This window comes from Fervidicoccus sp. (genome assembly GCF_049967375.1).
GTDB lineage: Archaea > Thermoproteota > Thermoprotei_A > Sulfolobales > Fervidicoccaceae > Fervidicoccus > Fervidicoccus fontis.
Genome location: NZ_JBMFSV010000026.1, coordinates 1 through 14,868, shown reverse-complemented (window position 1 = coordinate 14,868; position 14,868 = coordinate 1). Strand labels below are relative to the sequence as shown.

Sequence of the window (14,868 nt, the reverse complement as noted above, 5' to 3'; positions counted from 1 at the left end):
AGAGGTCCAGAGGTGTTGAGCAAGTGGGTTGGAGAGAGTGAGAAAGCTATAAGGGAAATATTCAGGAGAGCAAGACAATACTCTCCTGTTATTATATTCTTCGACGAAATTGATTCGCTTGTACCAATAAGGGGAATGTCAAGCGACTCTTATGTTACTGAAAGAGTAGTAAGCCAATTGCTGACAGAAATGGATGGAATTGAAAGCTTAGAAAACGTTATAGTTATAGCTGCAACTAACAGGCCAGATATAATCGACCCTGCTCTCTTGAGGCCAGGAAGGCTTGAAAAGCTCATCTACATTCCCCCTCCGGACAAAGACGATAGACTAGAGATTCTAAAGATTCATACAAAGAAGATGCCTTTAGCAAGCGACGTCGATCTGGAGAGGATTGCAGAAATTACTGAGGGATATACGGGTGCAGATATAGAGGCTTTGGTTAGAGAAGCAGGGTTGAGGGCATTAAGAGAGAATTTATCGGCAACTGAAATTAGGATGAGACACTTTGAGGATGCCCTGCAAGTAATAAAGCCGTCAATTACTAAGCAGATGATCGAATACTATATTAAATGGTTTGAGCAAGCGAGACAAGCTATTAGCAAGAAAATAATAGAGACGACTCCTTATATTTAAATGGAGGGGGTAAAAATAAAAAGCATCTGGAGGAATTTGCCTCTTCAGGAGATAATTTATAGAGTTCTCCAGCTCAAAAATGGAATATCTACTGATAAAGAATTATATGAGGCTGTCAACAATGCTGCAGAAGTAAGTTATTCTGAATTTTTGAAAACTATTATGAAAATGGAATTATATGGACTTTTAAAGACAAGCTTAATAAAAGAGGACGTCTTAAGTATAGAATTGAACAAAGAGAGTTGAGCATCTTGGGAGTAAATATAAGGGATCTTATTCCTCCTGAGGCTATAAAAGAGATTGAGCTTGAATCACTTAAAGGAAGAACGATTGCAATTGATGCATATAATGCACTATATCAATTTCTAGCGGCTATAAGGCAACCTGACGGGACACCCCTTATAGATAATAAAGGAAGAGTAACAAGCCATTTAAGCGGAATTTTTTATAGAACAATAAATCTTATTGAAGCAGGAATTAAGCCTATATATGTATTTGATGGTCTACCTCCTAGTTTGAAGGAAAAAGAACTAGAGAAAAGAAGAAAAGTAAAAGAAGAGGCAGCCAAAAAATATCAGGTAGCAATTGCTGAAGAGAAATATGAAGAAGCTAGGAAATATGCCCAGATGTCTACGAGGCTTAATGACGAGATGGTGAAAGAGGCTATTAAGCTACTTGATGCCATGGGCCTTCCAACTGTACAAGCTCCAGCAGAGGGGGAGGCTCAGGCTGCATATATGGCAAAAAAAGGAGATGTCTGGAGCTCTGGAAGTCAGGATTATGACAGTATATTGTTTGGGTCGCCAAGAGTGGTTAGGAACCTTACAGTCTCTGGAAAGAGAAAGCTACCTAAAAAAGATGTCTATATTGATATCAAACCGGAAGTTATAGAATCAAACGTAATTTATGAAAAGCTCGGCATCAACAGAGAGAAGCTTATAATCATAGGAATTATGCTAGGTACGGATTACAATCCTGACGGTATTAAGGGGGTTGGAATCAAAACAGCTTTGAAAATTGTAAAAAGCTATGAGAAAACGGAGGAAATTCTCAAGAGCCTTCCTCAAACTCAGGTAGATTACTATGAAATCTTCAACTATTTTATGAACCCCGAAGTTACCGATAATTATACAATACAGTGGAAAGAACCTTCTGTTGAAAAAATTAAAGAAATATTAGTGGAGGAGCATGACTTTAATGAAGCTAGAGTTGAAAACGCTATTGAAAGACTTCAAAAGTCTTTTAAAGAAAATGTAAAATCTCAAACTAAAGGTCTCGACTTTTGGTTCAAATAAAAAACATTTTGAATTTTAGAATCAAATTAGTTTGCTAATCAGTTTTGGAATTTCAAATGGGTTTTTTGCTACAGGTATTCCTGCATTTTCTAAAGCTTTGATTTTTCCCTCATAAGTGCCTTCTCCCATAGTAATTATAGCTCCCGCATGCCCCATTCTTTTGCCCGGAGGTGCTGTTTTGCCTGCTATGTAAGCAACTATCGGCTTGTCAAATTCTCCTTTCTTAAATCGCATTGCTACTCTTTCTTCAATGTCGCCTCCTATTTCCCCCACCATAACTACCGCCTTCGTTTCTTTATCATCATTAAATAATTTCATAACTTCTATGAAGTTTAGACCGATTATCGGATCTCCTCCAACGCCTATAACAGTCGATTGCCCAATTCCCTCTCTTGATAGAGCGTAACTTATCTCATAAGTCAAAGTACCGCTTCTTGACATTATGCCTACGGGGCCCCTTGTAAATACGCTTCCTGGCATTATGCCAATTTTCGTCTCGTTTGGAACTATAATTCCAGGACAGTTGGGACCTATAATTCTTATGCCTTTCTCATTCGCATAATTGACAAATTTCATCGTCTCATGCACGGGAATCCCTTCAGTTATAACGATAATGTTTTTTATTTTATTTTTAATTGCTTCATACACAGCATCTGCAGTAAAAGCGGCTGGTACAAAAATTATAGATGCGTCAATATGCGGATTCTCAGACATAGCATTCTCTACGCTGTTATATACCTTTACACCGTAAACCTCTTGACCTTCTTTGCCAGGTGAAACTCCTGCAACAATTTTTGTACCGTATTCAAGCATTAACTTAGTATGGAAGGATCCCTCTTTCCCGGTAATCCCTTGGACCAATACTTTTGTATCTTTGTTGACTAATATTGCCATTTTGTTATTCACCTCCCTTTACAGAATTGACAGTGCTTCTCGCAGCTTCAATTGGATCATTATATGAACTTATTCCCAACTCTTTAAGTATCCTTTTCCCTTCCTCTTCATTTGTGCCTGAAAGCCTGACGAAAATCGGCTTAATTTTACCAACAGACTTCAATGCTCCTTCTATTCCTCTAGCTACTTCATCGCACCTGGTTATTCCTCCAAATATATTGATAAATATACTTTTAGCTTTAGGGTATTCAAGCAAGAGAGAAACAGCCTCCTTCACTCTTTCTGAATTAGCTCCACCGCCTATATCAAGAAAATTCGCAGGACTCCCACCGAACTCATAAATCAAATCCATAGTTGCCATTGTTAGTCCTGCACCGTTTCCTATAATCCCAATATTCCCATCTAACTCGACAAATGCAAAGCCTCTTTGTTTAGCTCTGATCTCCCATTCAGTTTCTTCACCGCTCATTTCTTTGTTCGCAACAAGTTCCTTATGCTTATAGACAGAATTATCGTCTATTATAATTCTCGAATCTAAAGCTATAACTTCTCCGTTTACAATAGTGAATGGATTGCTCTCGACTAAATCTCCATCATACATTTCAAAAATGTTATATAGGCTCTTCAGAAATGATGTGAAGCTAGCTAGCTCTTTTCCACTCAGACCTAGCTTATATCCTATATTTCTTGCTTCGAAATCTCTCATACCAAGGATCGGATCAACATGATATTTTATAATGCTTTCCGGGCTTTTTTTAGAGACTTCTTCAATTTCCATACCGCCGCTTTTGCTTACTAATATAACTGGGCATCTTTCGGCTCTATCGATAGTTATAGAAGCGAAATACTCATTATCATGTTCTACTGCTTCTTCAATAAGCAGGAAATTCGGTTTTAGTCCTTTAATTTCTAAATTAAACAGATTGTTCGAAACTGTAACAGCTTCGCTAATATCTTTAGCAAATTTTACTCCTCCTGACTTTCCTCTTCCTGCAACCAAAACTTGGCTTTTTACAACTAATGGGAATTTCAGTTTGCTCTCTTCAATCTTCTTTTCTATATCATCACTTTTTGCAATGACGACCCCCTTAGGAACCTTAATACCGTGCAATTTGTAAATTTCCTTTGCTTCATATTCAAAAAGCTTCACTTTTATCACTATCCTTTTTAATTTTTTAGATATTTAGTTAATTTAAACTCTTAAAATTTATCGTTGTGGCATTAAACAACTATTTTTGTATTGAATAAAATCTTAATATGTAGGAAAATGGTAAGTGCATTTTTAGGAAACTTCTATGTGTGGTTAAAAAATTACGAAAAATTTTTTAAAGCGAAACGTTACTCAACTCTCAAAGAAGATCGCTGCTCATGTAGTTAACTCAATAGCTAAAGGGAAGTGCGGGGGGTGGGATTTGAACCCACGCAGGACTTCTCCATCGGAGTCTGAATCCGACCCCTTTGGCCATGCTCGGGCACCCCCGCATTTACTAGGTAAAAATCTTTTTTTAATATTATATATATTTTTCAGGTATATTATTTGGATAAAATGCTTTTCTTGGCCATATCTTATTTTTTCTGAGGATTTCAACGACATGAGGATATAGAAAGACGAATTCTTCCTCGTAATTTTCATATAGTGAAGAATCAATGTCACCGAGCTTTTCACGTAAATCTTTGCAACTCTCTTCTTCACTGAAGCTCTCCATAACAGCAGGATGCGCTCTGACATTAGAATCTATTAGGTTTTTTAATGCATTTATTTGCACTTGAAAAAATTCCTTTTTTGCACCTGTAATTGAATGAAAGTCTTCTGGAGTGCATCCTTTTATTGAAACCCTCACGTGAACGTTTTCAAAATTCGATAACTCCGGAGAAAGCTCATTATAATAGCCGAAGTAAATTCCATTTGTCTCCAAAATGAATGTCATGTCATAGTTTTTTAAATTTTCAAGCACTTGAATTAAATGTTCGAAGCCTAAAGTTGGCTCTCCTCCACTTATTCTTATATTTTTGTAGCTTTTTTCGTTTGCAATTCTTATTAGTTTAGAAGCTACTTGCTCGGGAGAATAGAAATTTCCAAACCTCTCTGGATAATCTCTTTGTCTCCAGGCCCAGCAGAACTTACATCTTAAATTACACCCTATGCAGTCAGCTGTAGCGATCCCTCCATACCATTTCCCACCTCTAAATCTATAATACTTCCTTAGCCAAATGCCGTGATCTTCTTTTAAGATTATCTTTTCAATAGTTTTTCCAAGCTCTATTGGATTATAACCCGTGTTGTCAATAAAAGAATTTATCATGATTTCACTTTTTTTCATTTTTTAGGATTATTTTAACAGAAGCAAACAGCACTGCGACTATAATCCCTATATCTATATATATGTAAATGTTCTTAAAAAAGATGTATCCGTTAAGCGTGTAGTATATTGCTGAACAGCCGTAATATAAGTTTCCTGCGGACGATGAACTCGAAAATGTTCCAGAGATATATGGGAGTATCAGCTCAACCCTTCTCTTCAATGTGAGCATCATAGAAATTACGACAAACTGAGAGACATAAATTCCATATGTCAACCAAGAAAGGAAACTCAACCTTTTTCCCTTATCTAAAAGCAGAGCCAAACTAACGATGAAAGTAGGAAGGATCAAAGCGAGTAGGATTATTGAAATGATATTGACTTCGTTCAGCATTTCCAAATTTAATTGAGTTTTTTCAAAATATTTTATTGAATAATAAACCAAGGAAATAGTTCCCGAAAAAGGGTTCCCTTTGATTAAAACTAAAGGGAATATGAATATAAGTAGGTTGAAAACGAAATATATGAATCCAGCTATAAAAAGAGTAAGCTTTTCTCTATCCATTTTTCTTAACCTGAAACATAATATTTTAAAAATATTTGATTTCCATCATATATGTACTGTACATCCACATATTCATATGCATGTTTCTCAAGAGGATATGCGAGCTCTGAATTTTGAGGTACTCGCAATTCAAATGACTTTGAATCGAATTGCCTTCCAGGAAAATCCGCATAATCTAAAGTTACATTTACATCTACTGGGAAGAAGTTGCCGTTTCTTATAAAAAGGGTAAAGTTATCAATGCTGAATTCAAGCTTCTGAAAAGGCACGTTTAAATAGTATATCCCAGATAAGTTTCCTTTATCCAATTCTGCACTTATTCCGACTTCTAATATGTTTGAGCCATTATAATATGCACGCTGATAAATAACATATGGAACTTCAATCACGATTGTCTGATTATCTATAAAACATTGTGTGAGGTTCTCACTTACAGGAGAGAGAATGTAGCAACTCTTTATATTCTGAAATGAGATGTTCTCCGCGCTGTAGTTTAAAGATACGCTTCCATCCGAATTAAAATTATAGCCTGTAAGGTTTACTCCAGGCTGGTAAGGTAAGATAGAAGATGTCTCTATCTCAACAGGCGTTGTAATAAGGAGAATTACCGATATCAGGACATATATACCGAAAACCAAAACAGAAATTGAAAATCCGCTAGGGAGGAAGCTTTTTCTATTAAAAAATATGTAGAGAGCAACTAGAAGGAATATTAAAATCCATATATAATTAGGTATTACGAAAAGCTCCTTATATTTTACGTTCGAATAGAGGATGGGAGGGTCTATATAAGGATTGTTATCGCCCTTCGTGATTACATACTCATTGTACGTGCCTACAATCCTATGAATCACACACTGAGTTTTAGATACGCACCAAACTACAACTTCTCCGTTTTTATAATTTTTATCGGTAATACCTACGACAATATCTCCCGTTTTCAAAGTCGGATACATGCTATTTCCGCTTACTACAAATAATGCGACAGGAAGTCCTATAATCTTCCCCATAAGAAGGAGAACCAGAATTAAAGAAATAGAACCAATAATAACTTCTTTAAGATGCTTCACACCATATAGCACCTTTAAAAATATAAAAAATTTAAAAAATTAAATTATGGTTATGGAGTTGAGTTTGGAGTTTCTGGGCTTGGACTGTATATTATATACAGCGAACCACTTGCTGAACTCGGCAGAGTGCTCCCTTCAGGAATATATACATGCAGACCGATGACGTATTCATTTCCTCCACTTAGAGTTCCAAGGTTGAGCGGCGAACTGCTAGATAAAGTTAAAAGGTCGCCTTTGATTGTTCCGTTGACAATTAAATAGACGTGGGAACCGGATGGCAGTCCGCTTATAGGATTATTAACACTTATCCATACATTATAACTTTGACTGTCAGTGTTTTTAATAATTGCTATATTTTCATAATCTGTATATTGATATGTTGGATGAATGGTAATGCCCAAGCTAGATTGATTACTTCCTGGCGTTACAGTTATTGTATTTCCACTTACGAGATCATGACTACCGGCATTGGTTCCTGCTAGCAATTGTATTGGGTTGGATACTGGGCTCAGTGATAAAGTTACTGGATTGTAAACGAAGACGCTGGCATAAACAACTGCTAATGCTACTCCAAGTATTACTGGAATTAATAGTTTATATGTTTTCATACTCTTCCCTCATTAATAGATTTCATTTATAGTAAAATTTTATGAGTTCTTTTTTGCTAACAAGATATTTTAAGAATAACTCCTAAAAAAGAGACAATTTATCAAATAAAAAATTTACATAAAATTTTATTATTCTTAGTTTTATAGCTATGATGGAGAACCGTACCTACTTTAAAGCGAGAAAAGCTTGAAAAAACCTTAAAAGCTCTTTTCATTTAATAAACCTTTTAAAAACAATAATTGAAAAATACTGCTGGCGATCTGCATTTTGCTGTTATTTAAAAAGGAAGTGAATATGGCTTGGATAAACGTTTCCTTGCACTCAGTTCAATTATTTTTACATACAGCTTTGTCAACTCTATTGTATCTTTAGCTTCAAGCTTGAGAGTCTATGAACTTACTCAATCTACTTTTATGCAGTCTTTGACGTCTTTTTCATATAATACATTGTATGCATTGGGAAGCTATTATTACTCCAGAATATCTGGTAAGCTGAAGCAGGACCAGTTCGCAATTTTCTCCCTTATTTTGATGGCATCAAGTATACTATTTATGGCTTTTTCCCCTTCAGCTATCTTTATAATACTGTTCAATGGAGTTTTTGGGATGTCAATCGCATTTATCTCTCCTCTCATGGCTGGGATGATAATAAACTACTTGATGAAAGATAATATAGGAATAACTAGAACGAATGTGATAAGTAGCTTAGGTATAATATTTGGATATATATTTGCAGCTTTTGGGGGTGCACTATTTTCATCAAAAGATTTGATGTTTATTAATACTGCTTTTACGTTAGCTGTTTTGCCTCTAGTAAAATATTTTCCAGAAAAGTTCAAAACCAAAGGAGAGAGAAGAGCTCTTATCCTTTCATTAATGCCTCAGGTTGCAGGAAGGATTAGAGCCATCCCGCATGAAATCGTTAAATATGAAAGGGAGTTATCATTTAAAGCTCTTTACAACGACTTCAAAAAAATGTTTTATTTTAAAAAACTTAGGGAAATGCCTACTGTGCTCCTTGGAGCGACAGTTTTATATACAGCCATTCAGATATTTTTCACTCCGATGCCCTCATATTTGAAAATATTCGGCTATACGGATAGCGACATTTATACTCTGTACTTAATTAATAACTTTACGACTTTACTCCTATATGACTTTATGAGGAAGAGAACTGAGACTGAATCTGGAACATGGAAATTGCTTATCATAGCCGTTATGGTAAGACCTATTCTCTTTCTCTTTCCTTTGCTTACATATTTGAAGGTACCGATAAACTTGATATTTGTAATTTTTTACATAGGAATTGGAATAAGCTGGTCCGGTATTTCAGTAGCTCTACCAGTTCTTATAATGAAGAACGCAGATCCCGAATCAAAAGGATTAGCCCTGAGCAAGATGAATGCAACAACTACAATAGGAACTATAGTTGGCTCTTTTGTGGGAGGAATAGTTTCTAAATATTATTTTATAACTGGAACATCTATCCTAGCAAGTTTGATGGCTTTGGTATCATTGGCAATATTCTTTAAAGCTTCCAAAATCATACCGACCTAATTCTTCACTTACGACAGGATGTAGTTTAAATAATTTTAAACGATTTAAATCTTTCAAAGCTTAGTGATGAGCTTTGTTAGCAATGAATTTTTCTAGTTAAATTTTCGTATAAAAGTTATCTTATAGCTCAAAGCATTTTCGTAGCATACAAACAATAGATATATCATTGAATAGGACAGAGACATGTGAACTGCTCCACGACTAAAGTCGGGAGCTTCCAGCGTTTAGGGTAGGCTTTGCGCCTATCCCCTCATTTGCTGGTTTGCAAGGCTCACAGCTCAGCCGTCCCACAGAGCTCATTGACCTGTGGGCTATATTAATTCCTACAGCTGTCACTTGAACATCCTTTTGTACAGTAACATCCATTGAATTCTCTATTTCACTAACATCTAAGCTTTGCCCATTCATGCTAGAACTGAAGCTCTGGGTTTTCTGGGCACTCATAATATAAATCGATATAAAAAGAACTTCTTATACTTTATGAGGAAGATTTCAGAAAAAATTTTATGATTTTTATAAATGAAAATATTTTAAAATTGTCATATAGGAGGAAATCAAGCTTGCTAAGCGGATTTTACCTTTTCATACTTTTTGCTTTAAATGCATTATTTTTCGGTTACGTTGGAATTGTTGATTTGAAATATAGAGAAATAGACGACAAAGCCTTTTACTGTTTCATCCCGATAATACTAATCTTAAGCATTTACTCCTATTTCCAAAATGAGATTATTGAAATTGTCAATATAATAATAGGGGCTTTTCTATTCATTTTTGCTTTTTTCATGTCAAGGTCTGGGTTTATAGGCTCTGCCGATGCGTTTATAACATCATATGTTTTTTTTCTAAACCCATATGTCTTATTAATTAGACATTATGTAATGCCTGCAGGAATATTTATTATTATAACTTCCCTTTTGCTCTCGTTGCTTTTAATTTTTAAAAACATTATAATTAATCTTAAAAGAGTGAAATATTTCAGAGATATCACAAACGGTTTGGGGCTTTTAGTAAAAATATACTATTTTCTCTTTTGTGAGACTTTGAACAAGGAGGAATTTAAGAAAAAGAAATTTTACTTTGTTGTTGCAACTAAAAGCAAAAAAAGGATATACGCAAATGTGGAAAAAGAGCCTTTTTCTTTTGAAGAAAAGGGCATAAAAACCGATTGGATTATAGCAATGTATGGCATACCTCTCGGATTTTTCATCTTTTTAGGATTATTGCTCACATATATGATGATTTTTTTAAAAATAATATTAGTTTTTTGATTTTCTTTTAAAATAAAGCGAAATTTTTGATCAATATAAATATAATTTCATGTTTTTCATACTAAGTGAACTACCCCGCCCTTACTGAAGAGGCATCTCCCCCCTTGCGGTGGAGGTTTCCTGTTTCTTCCAGGAAACTTACTATACACTCATCTTTTTTACATCTTCTCTCGTTGGATAAATCTTGTACTTGAATGCCAATTGGATCACGTTATTCTCTCCCTTTGGCTCTTCACATATTTTTTCAGGGCCTCCAGTGTTAAATGTTGTCCACTCCATCCCCGCCTCATTGAAGGAGACTTTCGCCCAAAAAAGTTAAAGGTCTAATCTATTACGTGGTATTTCTTCTTAATATAGCTGTACATAAATGCCCAAACAGTTCTATTTACTATAATAATAAACATTACCAATAAAAACACATATGTAGATAAAGCCAACATATTTCCGCTGTATGTCGAAAGGGAAATAAGGTAACCAATGCCAAAGAAAGTTATAAGGTTTGTTCCAATGCTAGCATATTCTGCAACAATATCCGCATTCCACGCGCCTCCCCAACCAGCAGATAGGCCTGCTACTAAATATGGAGATATCATAGGGATGTATATATAAAAAAGCTTGTATATTCCTCTTATCTTGTAAATTCTAGACATTTCCATAAGATTTTTCTCAATTGGTCCTATTCCTGTAAGGAATACATTGAAGAAGATATACCATATGGAACCTTGAAAAATTATGAAAAAGGATACTAGTAGAGGGGAGAATCCTCTTTCAATAAGTAAGAGGAAAATCGGCCACCATAATATTGAAGGCATTGAAGCCAAAACTTCTCCAGCCAATGTAAATATGGATCTATAAATAGTAGGCTTTTCATATAAATAATAAGATATAAGAATTAAAAAAATCAAACCCAACATCATAACGAGTACTACTCTTGCTGTACTTATTAAAAGTCCTTCAATGCCATTTAATATAAGGCTAGCCTGAAAAGTTTCTGCAATATAATTTTCGATTGCTTTAGGGATTTCTATAATGCTGTATATGTTAAATAATATAATAACAGATAGAAAAGCTAAAAGTAAAAATGACGCTATAAATTTATAATTCCTAGATTGAGTGTGCAAGCTTATTTTGCTATTTATTTTTCCATTAATAATGATCAAGCCATCAACGATTTTGCTTACAAGAGGTGAGAAAAAGGAAGTAAGTTTTTCGTACAAAATGTCTACGGATAGACCTTTAAAAGATTCTTTTCCTTCACCTGCAGCGGAGTTAAAAAATGGATTCAAAAACAAGACATATATCAAAACAGACGTTATCATCAAAATAAAAGTTCCAATAAATACTAAAGAGAAATTGTTCGAATCTGCTGCCATTTGAATATAAGTTCCTATTCCTGTTAATTCATAGTTTGTTGATCCTAAAGTGATAACTTCCGATGCTGTAAGAAAGAACAAACCTCCTGCCCAAGATATTAAAATGTTTCTTGCTAGAGCTTGTTTGGAATAAGGAATATAAATTTTAAAAATCTTTGCAACAGTTGAGAGTTTATAAATATTAGCCATATCTATTATTTCTTGAGGAATTACCTTTACAGCAGAATACACTCCAATTATAAGATTCCAAGATTGGCTTGTAAATATTAAAAAAATTGAAGCTAATTCAGGACCTAACCACCCTGGCAAATTGTTTACAAATAGCAATATTATGAGAGGAAAGAAGCCTAAAATAGGAACGGACTGTAGCACATCGATAATAGGATATAAGATCTTTTCCACTTTTTCATTTCTTCCCATCGGTATTCCAGCTAAATATGCAACTAATATTGAAAGAAACAATGCTAAAAACATTCTAAGCATGCTTAGTGCTAACGCTATGATAATGTTCACAATATCACCGCATTTTTTATTCAAGCCCTCCGCATTAAAACGCGAACTTATCAAGTGTAACAGTTGAAATTTAATTAAAAAGTATAAAGCTTATAAATTTTAGTCATTTTTATTTATAATTAAATTATTCTTGTTAACTGTCGCTTGATTATTTAAGAAAGTTAAAAAAGAGATTTTATGAATGATAAATAAACTGGCGAAGGCGTGAGCGGTCTACTTTTATATTCGGGATGGGACTGAGTTCCAACGAAGAACCTATTGCTGTTATATTCGATAAACTCTACTCTGTTTCCTTCTAAGCTGTAGCCCGAGATTGTTAAACCGTTTTCAATTAATTTGTCAATATACTTTGGATTTATTTCATATCTATGCCTATGCCTTTCATATACTATTTCCTGCTTATACATATCATATACTTTGGTGTTTTTCACTAGCTTTATTGCATAGCTTCCCAACCGCATAGTTCCTCCTAAATATTTTACGTTCATTTGTTCTTCCAATAAAGAAACAACCGGATAAGGAGTTTGCGGATTTATTTCTGTACTGTGAGCCCCTTCTAATCCAACAACATTTCTTGCAAATTCGACAACAGAAAGCTGCATTCCGAAACAAATTCCCAAAAGTGGGATATTGTTTTCTCTTAACATTTTTATAGCCCTAATTTTTCCCTCTACCCCTCTCTTCCCAAAACCTGGCAATATAATTCCTCCATTAATTCCATTCAATTCTTCTTCTAAATTTATTTTGTCTTCTTCGATATCCGTTGATTCTATCCAGATAAGCTCAGGTTTTATTCTGTAAAATGCACTAGCATGAATTATTGCTTCTTTTATGCTCAAATAACTGTCATGGAGTTTCGTATACTTTCCTATCATTGCAATTTTCACGTTTTTTGATGGATTTTTCAGCCTCTCTAAGAAATCTTCCCAATCATCTAATGAGTATTCTCTATAGTTCAATCCTAGCTTTTGAACAATATACTTATCTGCACCTTCTTTTTTCAACATTATTGGTACTTCATATATAATATCAACATCATGGGTACTAATAACGCCATTCATTGGAACGTTTGTAAATAGAGAAATTTTCGATTTAATTTCTTCATTTATGGGAACCGTGCTTCTTCCAAATATCATATCTGGCTGGATACCTATTCTCCTTAGTTCATTAACGCTATGTTGAAGCGGTTTCGTTTTTAATTCACCAGTGTTTGGAAGCAAGGGAATATACGCAATATGGATATAAACTACATTTTCCTTTCCAAGGTCAATAGACATCTGCCTAGCTGCTTCTAAGAAGGGAAGACTTTCGATATCGCCCACTGTTCCTCCTATTTCTACAAATGTAACATCACTTGAATATTTTTTACTAATATCTTTTAGTTGATCTTTTATTTCATTTGTTATATGAGGTATTATCTGCACAGTTTGACCGAGAAAAACCCCCTTTCTTTCTTTCTCAATTACAGAACCGTATATTTTTCCAGTTGTTATGTTATTTTCTTTACTTAGATTTATGCCTAAAAATCGCTCGTAGTGGCCTAGGTCTAAATCTGTTTCTCCACCATCATCAGTAACAAAAACTTCGCCATGCATATATGGATTCATTGTTCCAGCGTCTATATTTAAATAAGGATCAATTTTTACAATCGTTACAGTGTATCCCATTTTTTTTAGCAACATAGCTAAACTTGCAGTCGTAATACCCTTTCCTATACCGGACATTACTCCACCTGTAACAAAAACATACTTGTTCAAGGACCAACACCGCGAGCTTAAAGTAGTTTAACAAAAACTTAATAAAATGAAAATTTTCTCTGAAAACAATTAAAAATTTTCTGTTAAACTATACTTTCGATAAATATTGTCACATATCCTAAATATGGAATGACAAAAGTGCGATTGTCGGGAGACCAAACTACACCTATAATTCTATCATATGTTATTCCAAGACCACTGGGAAATTGCCCAAGAGCGCTGTCATCGACTGGATTATTGTCTCCCTTAGTTGTATAGTAAACTACTCCGCTTATATTTTCAATAGCGACAACTCTATGTATAATGTATCCACCACCTAACCTTTCATAAACTACTATATCCCCGACTTTTATTTGATCAGGTGACTTATGTATGAGAAAAACGATATCTCCTTCCTTAAGCAATGGTAGCATGCTAGTTCCTTTAACAACTGCTACTGGATTAGAGAGGCCAGTTGCTTCTGATAAAGCAGGTCTAATAGAAATTACCAATATTATAAGTACTATTATAAAGATCATATCACTTTTATACTTGCTTAAAAAGCCTTTTCTATTCGAATAGCTCATAAGTGAGCGCCTTTTTACTGAATTTTATTTCTAACGATCAAAACTCCTTCTTCGTAGTCCCAATAAGCGATCTCAAAAAAGAAAAGCCACATGCTTATGCACTTTAAAGCTTTACCGATCTCCTCCTCTCCATAGTATCTAGACAGGATCTGATAAACTTCATCTTCTGTTAATATATTGTTGCTATCTCTTGATTTTTTTATTATATCTTTTATCGGCTGAAGCGTTGAGATTTTTTCTTTCAATAAATCTCTAACTTCTAAATGATGAGCCATTGCTATTTTTTTGCCAAAGTCTGTTAATAATAAATCTCCATTGTTATAAGAAATAAGACCTAGTCTTTCAGAAATATCTATTGCATGGGGTAGAACATCTATGTCTACATCTGTCACATCATTAATGTATGATACGTCTGCCATGCCCCCGACGCTATAAAGAGATTCTACAAGCCCTAGAACATGATCTACAC

The 14,868-nt window shown here is 34.6% G+C and carries 17 protein-coding genes and 1 tRNA gene; 5 read left to right on the top strand and 13 right to left on the bottom strand.

Annotated elements, in window-relative coordinates; translation table 11 throughout:
* From ACP5SL_RS05350 to fen, 3 genes are all read left to right on the top strand, one after another.
* Nucleotides 1–633 (top strand): AAA family ATPase (locus ACP5SL_RS05350; protein WP_428228294.1); only part of this gene is annotated, 633 nt, incomplete at its 5' end.
* Nucleotides 634–879, top strand: coding sequence for a hypothetical protein (locus ACP5SL_RS05345; protein WP_014557501.1), 246 nt, complete (start codon nt 634–636; stop codon nt 877–879).
* A 5-nt stretch (nt 880–884) separates the two neighbouring features.
* Nucleotides 885–1,928 carry a flap endonuclease-1 gene (fen, locus tag ACP5SL_RS05340; protein ID WP_193804087.1) on the top strand — a complete coding sequence of 348 codons (1,044 nt, stop codon included), beginning with the start codon at nt 885–887 and terminating at the stop codon, nt 1,926–1,928.
* 21 nt (nt 1,929–1,949) lie between these two features.
* On the opposite strand, the gene sucD is transcribed toward fen, so the two are convergent.
* The 7 genes from sucD to ACP5SL_RS05305 all read right to left on the bottom strand — a co-directional run bounded on the left by sucD (nt 1,950) and on the right by ACP5SL_RS05305 (nt 7,365).
* Nucleotides 1,950–2,822 carry a succinate--CoA ligase subunit alpha gene (gene sucD / locus ACP5SL_RS05335; RefSeq protein WP_014557503.1) on the bottom strand — a complete coding sequence of 291 codons (873 nt, stop codon included), beginning with the start codon at nt 2,820–2,822 and terminating at the stop codon, nt 1,950–1,952.
* 4 nt (nt 2,823–2,826) lie between these two features.
* Nucleotides 2,827–3,972, bottom strand: coding sequence for an ADP-forming succinate--CoA ligase subunit beta (gene sucC / locus ACP5SL_RS05330; RefSeq protein WP_193804085.1), 1,146 nt, complete (start codon nt 3,970–3,972; stop codon nt 2,827–2,829).
* Between the two features lie 247 nt (nt 3,973–4,219).
* Nucleotides 4,220–4,304 (bottom strand) — tRNA-Leu (locus tag ACP5SL_RS05325).
* 29 nt (nt 4,305–4,333) lie between these two features.
* Nucleotides 4,334–5,125, bottom strand: coding sequence for a radical SAM protein (locus ACP5SL_RS05320; protein WP_014557505.1), 792 nt, complete (start codon nt 5,123–5,125; stop codon nt 4,334–4,336).
* 4 nt (nt 5,126–5,129) lie between these two features.
* Complete coding sequence (locus ACP5SL_RS05315; protein WP_193804081.1) at nt 5,130–5,687, bottom strand: hypothetical protein; 558 nt, start codon at nt 5,685–5,687, stop codon at nt 5,130–5,132.
* A gap of 5 nt (nt 5,688–5,692) precedes the next feature.
* Nucleotides 5,693–6,757, bottom strand: a complete 1,065-nt coding sequence (locus ACP5SL_RS05310; RefSeq protein ID WP_428228293.1) for a signal peptidase I — start codon at nt 6,755–6,757, stop codon at nt 5,693–5,695.
* Between the two features lie 50 nt (nt 6,758–6,807).
* Nucleotides 6,808–7,365 (bottom strand): hypothetical protein, encoded by a 558-nt coding sequence (locus ACP5SL_RS05305; RefSeq protein ID WP_193804077.1) that lies wholly within the window; start codon nt 7,363–7,365, stop codon nt 6,808–6,810.
* A gap of 300 nt (nt 7,366–7,665) precedes the next feature.
* Between ACP5SL_RS05305 and ACP5SL_RS05300 the strand changes: the two genes are divergently transcribed.
* On the top strand, nt 7,666–8,922 hold the full coding sequence (locus ACP5SL_RS05300) for an MFS transporter (protein WP_148683511.1): 1,257 nt from the start codon (nt 7,666–7,668) through the stop codon (nt 8,920–8,922).
* A 201-nt stretch (nt 8,923–9,123) separates the two neighbouring features.
* On the opposite strand, the gene ACP5SL_RS05295 is transcribed toward ACP5SL_RS05300, so the two are convergent.
* Nucleotides 9,124–9,366, bottom strand: a complete 243-nt coding sequence (locus ACP5SL_RS05295) for a hypothetical protein (RefSeq protein WP_428228292.1) — start codon at nt 9,364–9,366, stop codon at nt 9,124–9,126.
* 116 nt (nt 9,367–9,482) lie between these two features.
* Here ACP5SL_RS05295 and ACP5SL_RS05290 point away from each other — a divergent pair, with 116 nt between their 5' ends.
* Nucleotides 9,483–10,190 carry a hypothetical protein gene (locus tag ACP5SL_RS05290; RefSeq protein WP_148683512.1) on the top strand — a complete coding sequence of 236 codons (708 nt, stop codon included), beginning with the start codon at nt 9,483–9,485 and terminating at the stop codon, nt 10,188–10,190.
* Between the two features lie 141 nt (nt 10,191–10,331).
* Here the strand turns inward: ACP5SL_RS05290 and ACP5SL_RS05285 are convergent, their stop codons facing one another.
* The 5 genes from ACP5SL_RS05285 to ACP5SL_RS05265 form a co-directional block, all read right to left on the bottom strand.
* The gene (locus ACP5SL_RS05285) at nt 10,332–10,469 is read right to left on the bottom strand and encodes a hypothetical protein (RefSeq protein ID WP_193804073.1); all 138 of its coding nucleotides are present in this window, start codon (nt 10,467–10,469) and stop codon (nt 10,332–10,334) included.
* 44 nt (nt 10,470–10,513) lie between these two features.
* Nucleotides 10,514–12,076, bottom strand: a complete 1,563-nt coding sequence (locus ACP5SL_RS05280) for an ABC transporter permease subunit (RefSeq protein ID WP_428228291.1) — start codon at nt 12,074–12,076, stop codon at nt 10,514–10,516.
* 161 nt (nt 12,077–12,237) lie between these two features.
* Nucleotides 12,238–13,833 carry a CTP synthase gene (locus tag ACP5SL_RS05275; protein ID WP_428228290.1) on the bottom strand — a complete coding sequence of 532 codons (1,596 nt, stop codon included), beginning with the start codon at nt 13,831–13,833 and terminating at the stop codon, nt 12,238–12,240.
* Between the two features lie 83 nt (nt 13,834–13,916).
* Nucleotides 13,917–14,399 (bottom strand): signal peptidase I, encoded by a 483-nt coding sequence (locus tag ACP5SL_RS05270; RefSeq protein ID WP_193804069.1) that lies wholly within the window; start codon nt 14,397–14,399, stop codon nt 13,917–13,919.
* Nucleotides 14,400–14,413: 14 nt separating this feature from the next.
* Nucleotides 14,414–14,868 (bottom strand): AAA-associated domain-containing protein (locus tag ACP5SL_RS05265; protein ID WP_428228289.1); only part of this gene is annotated, 455 nt, incomplete at its 5' end.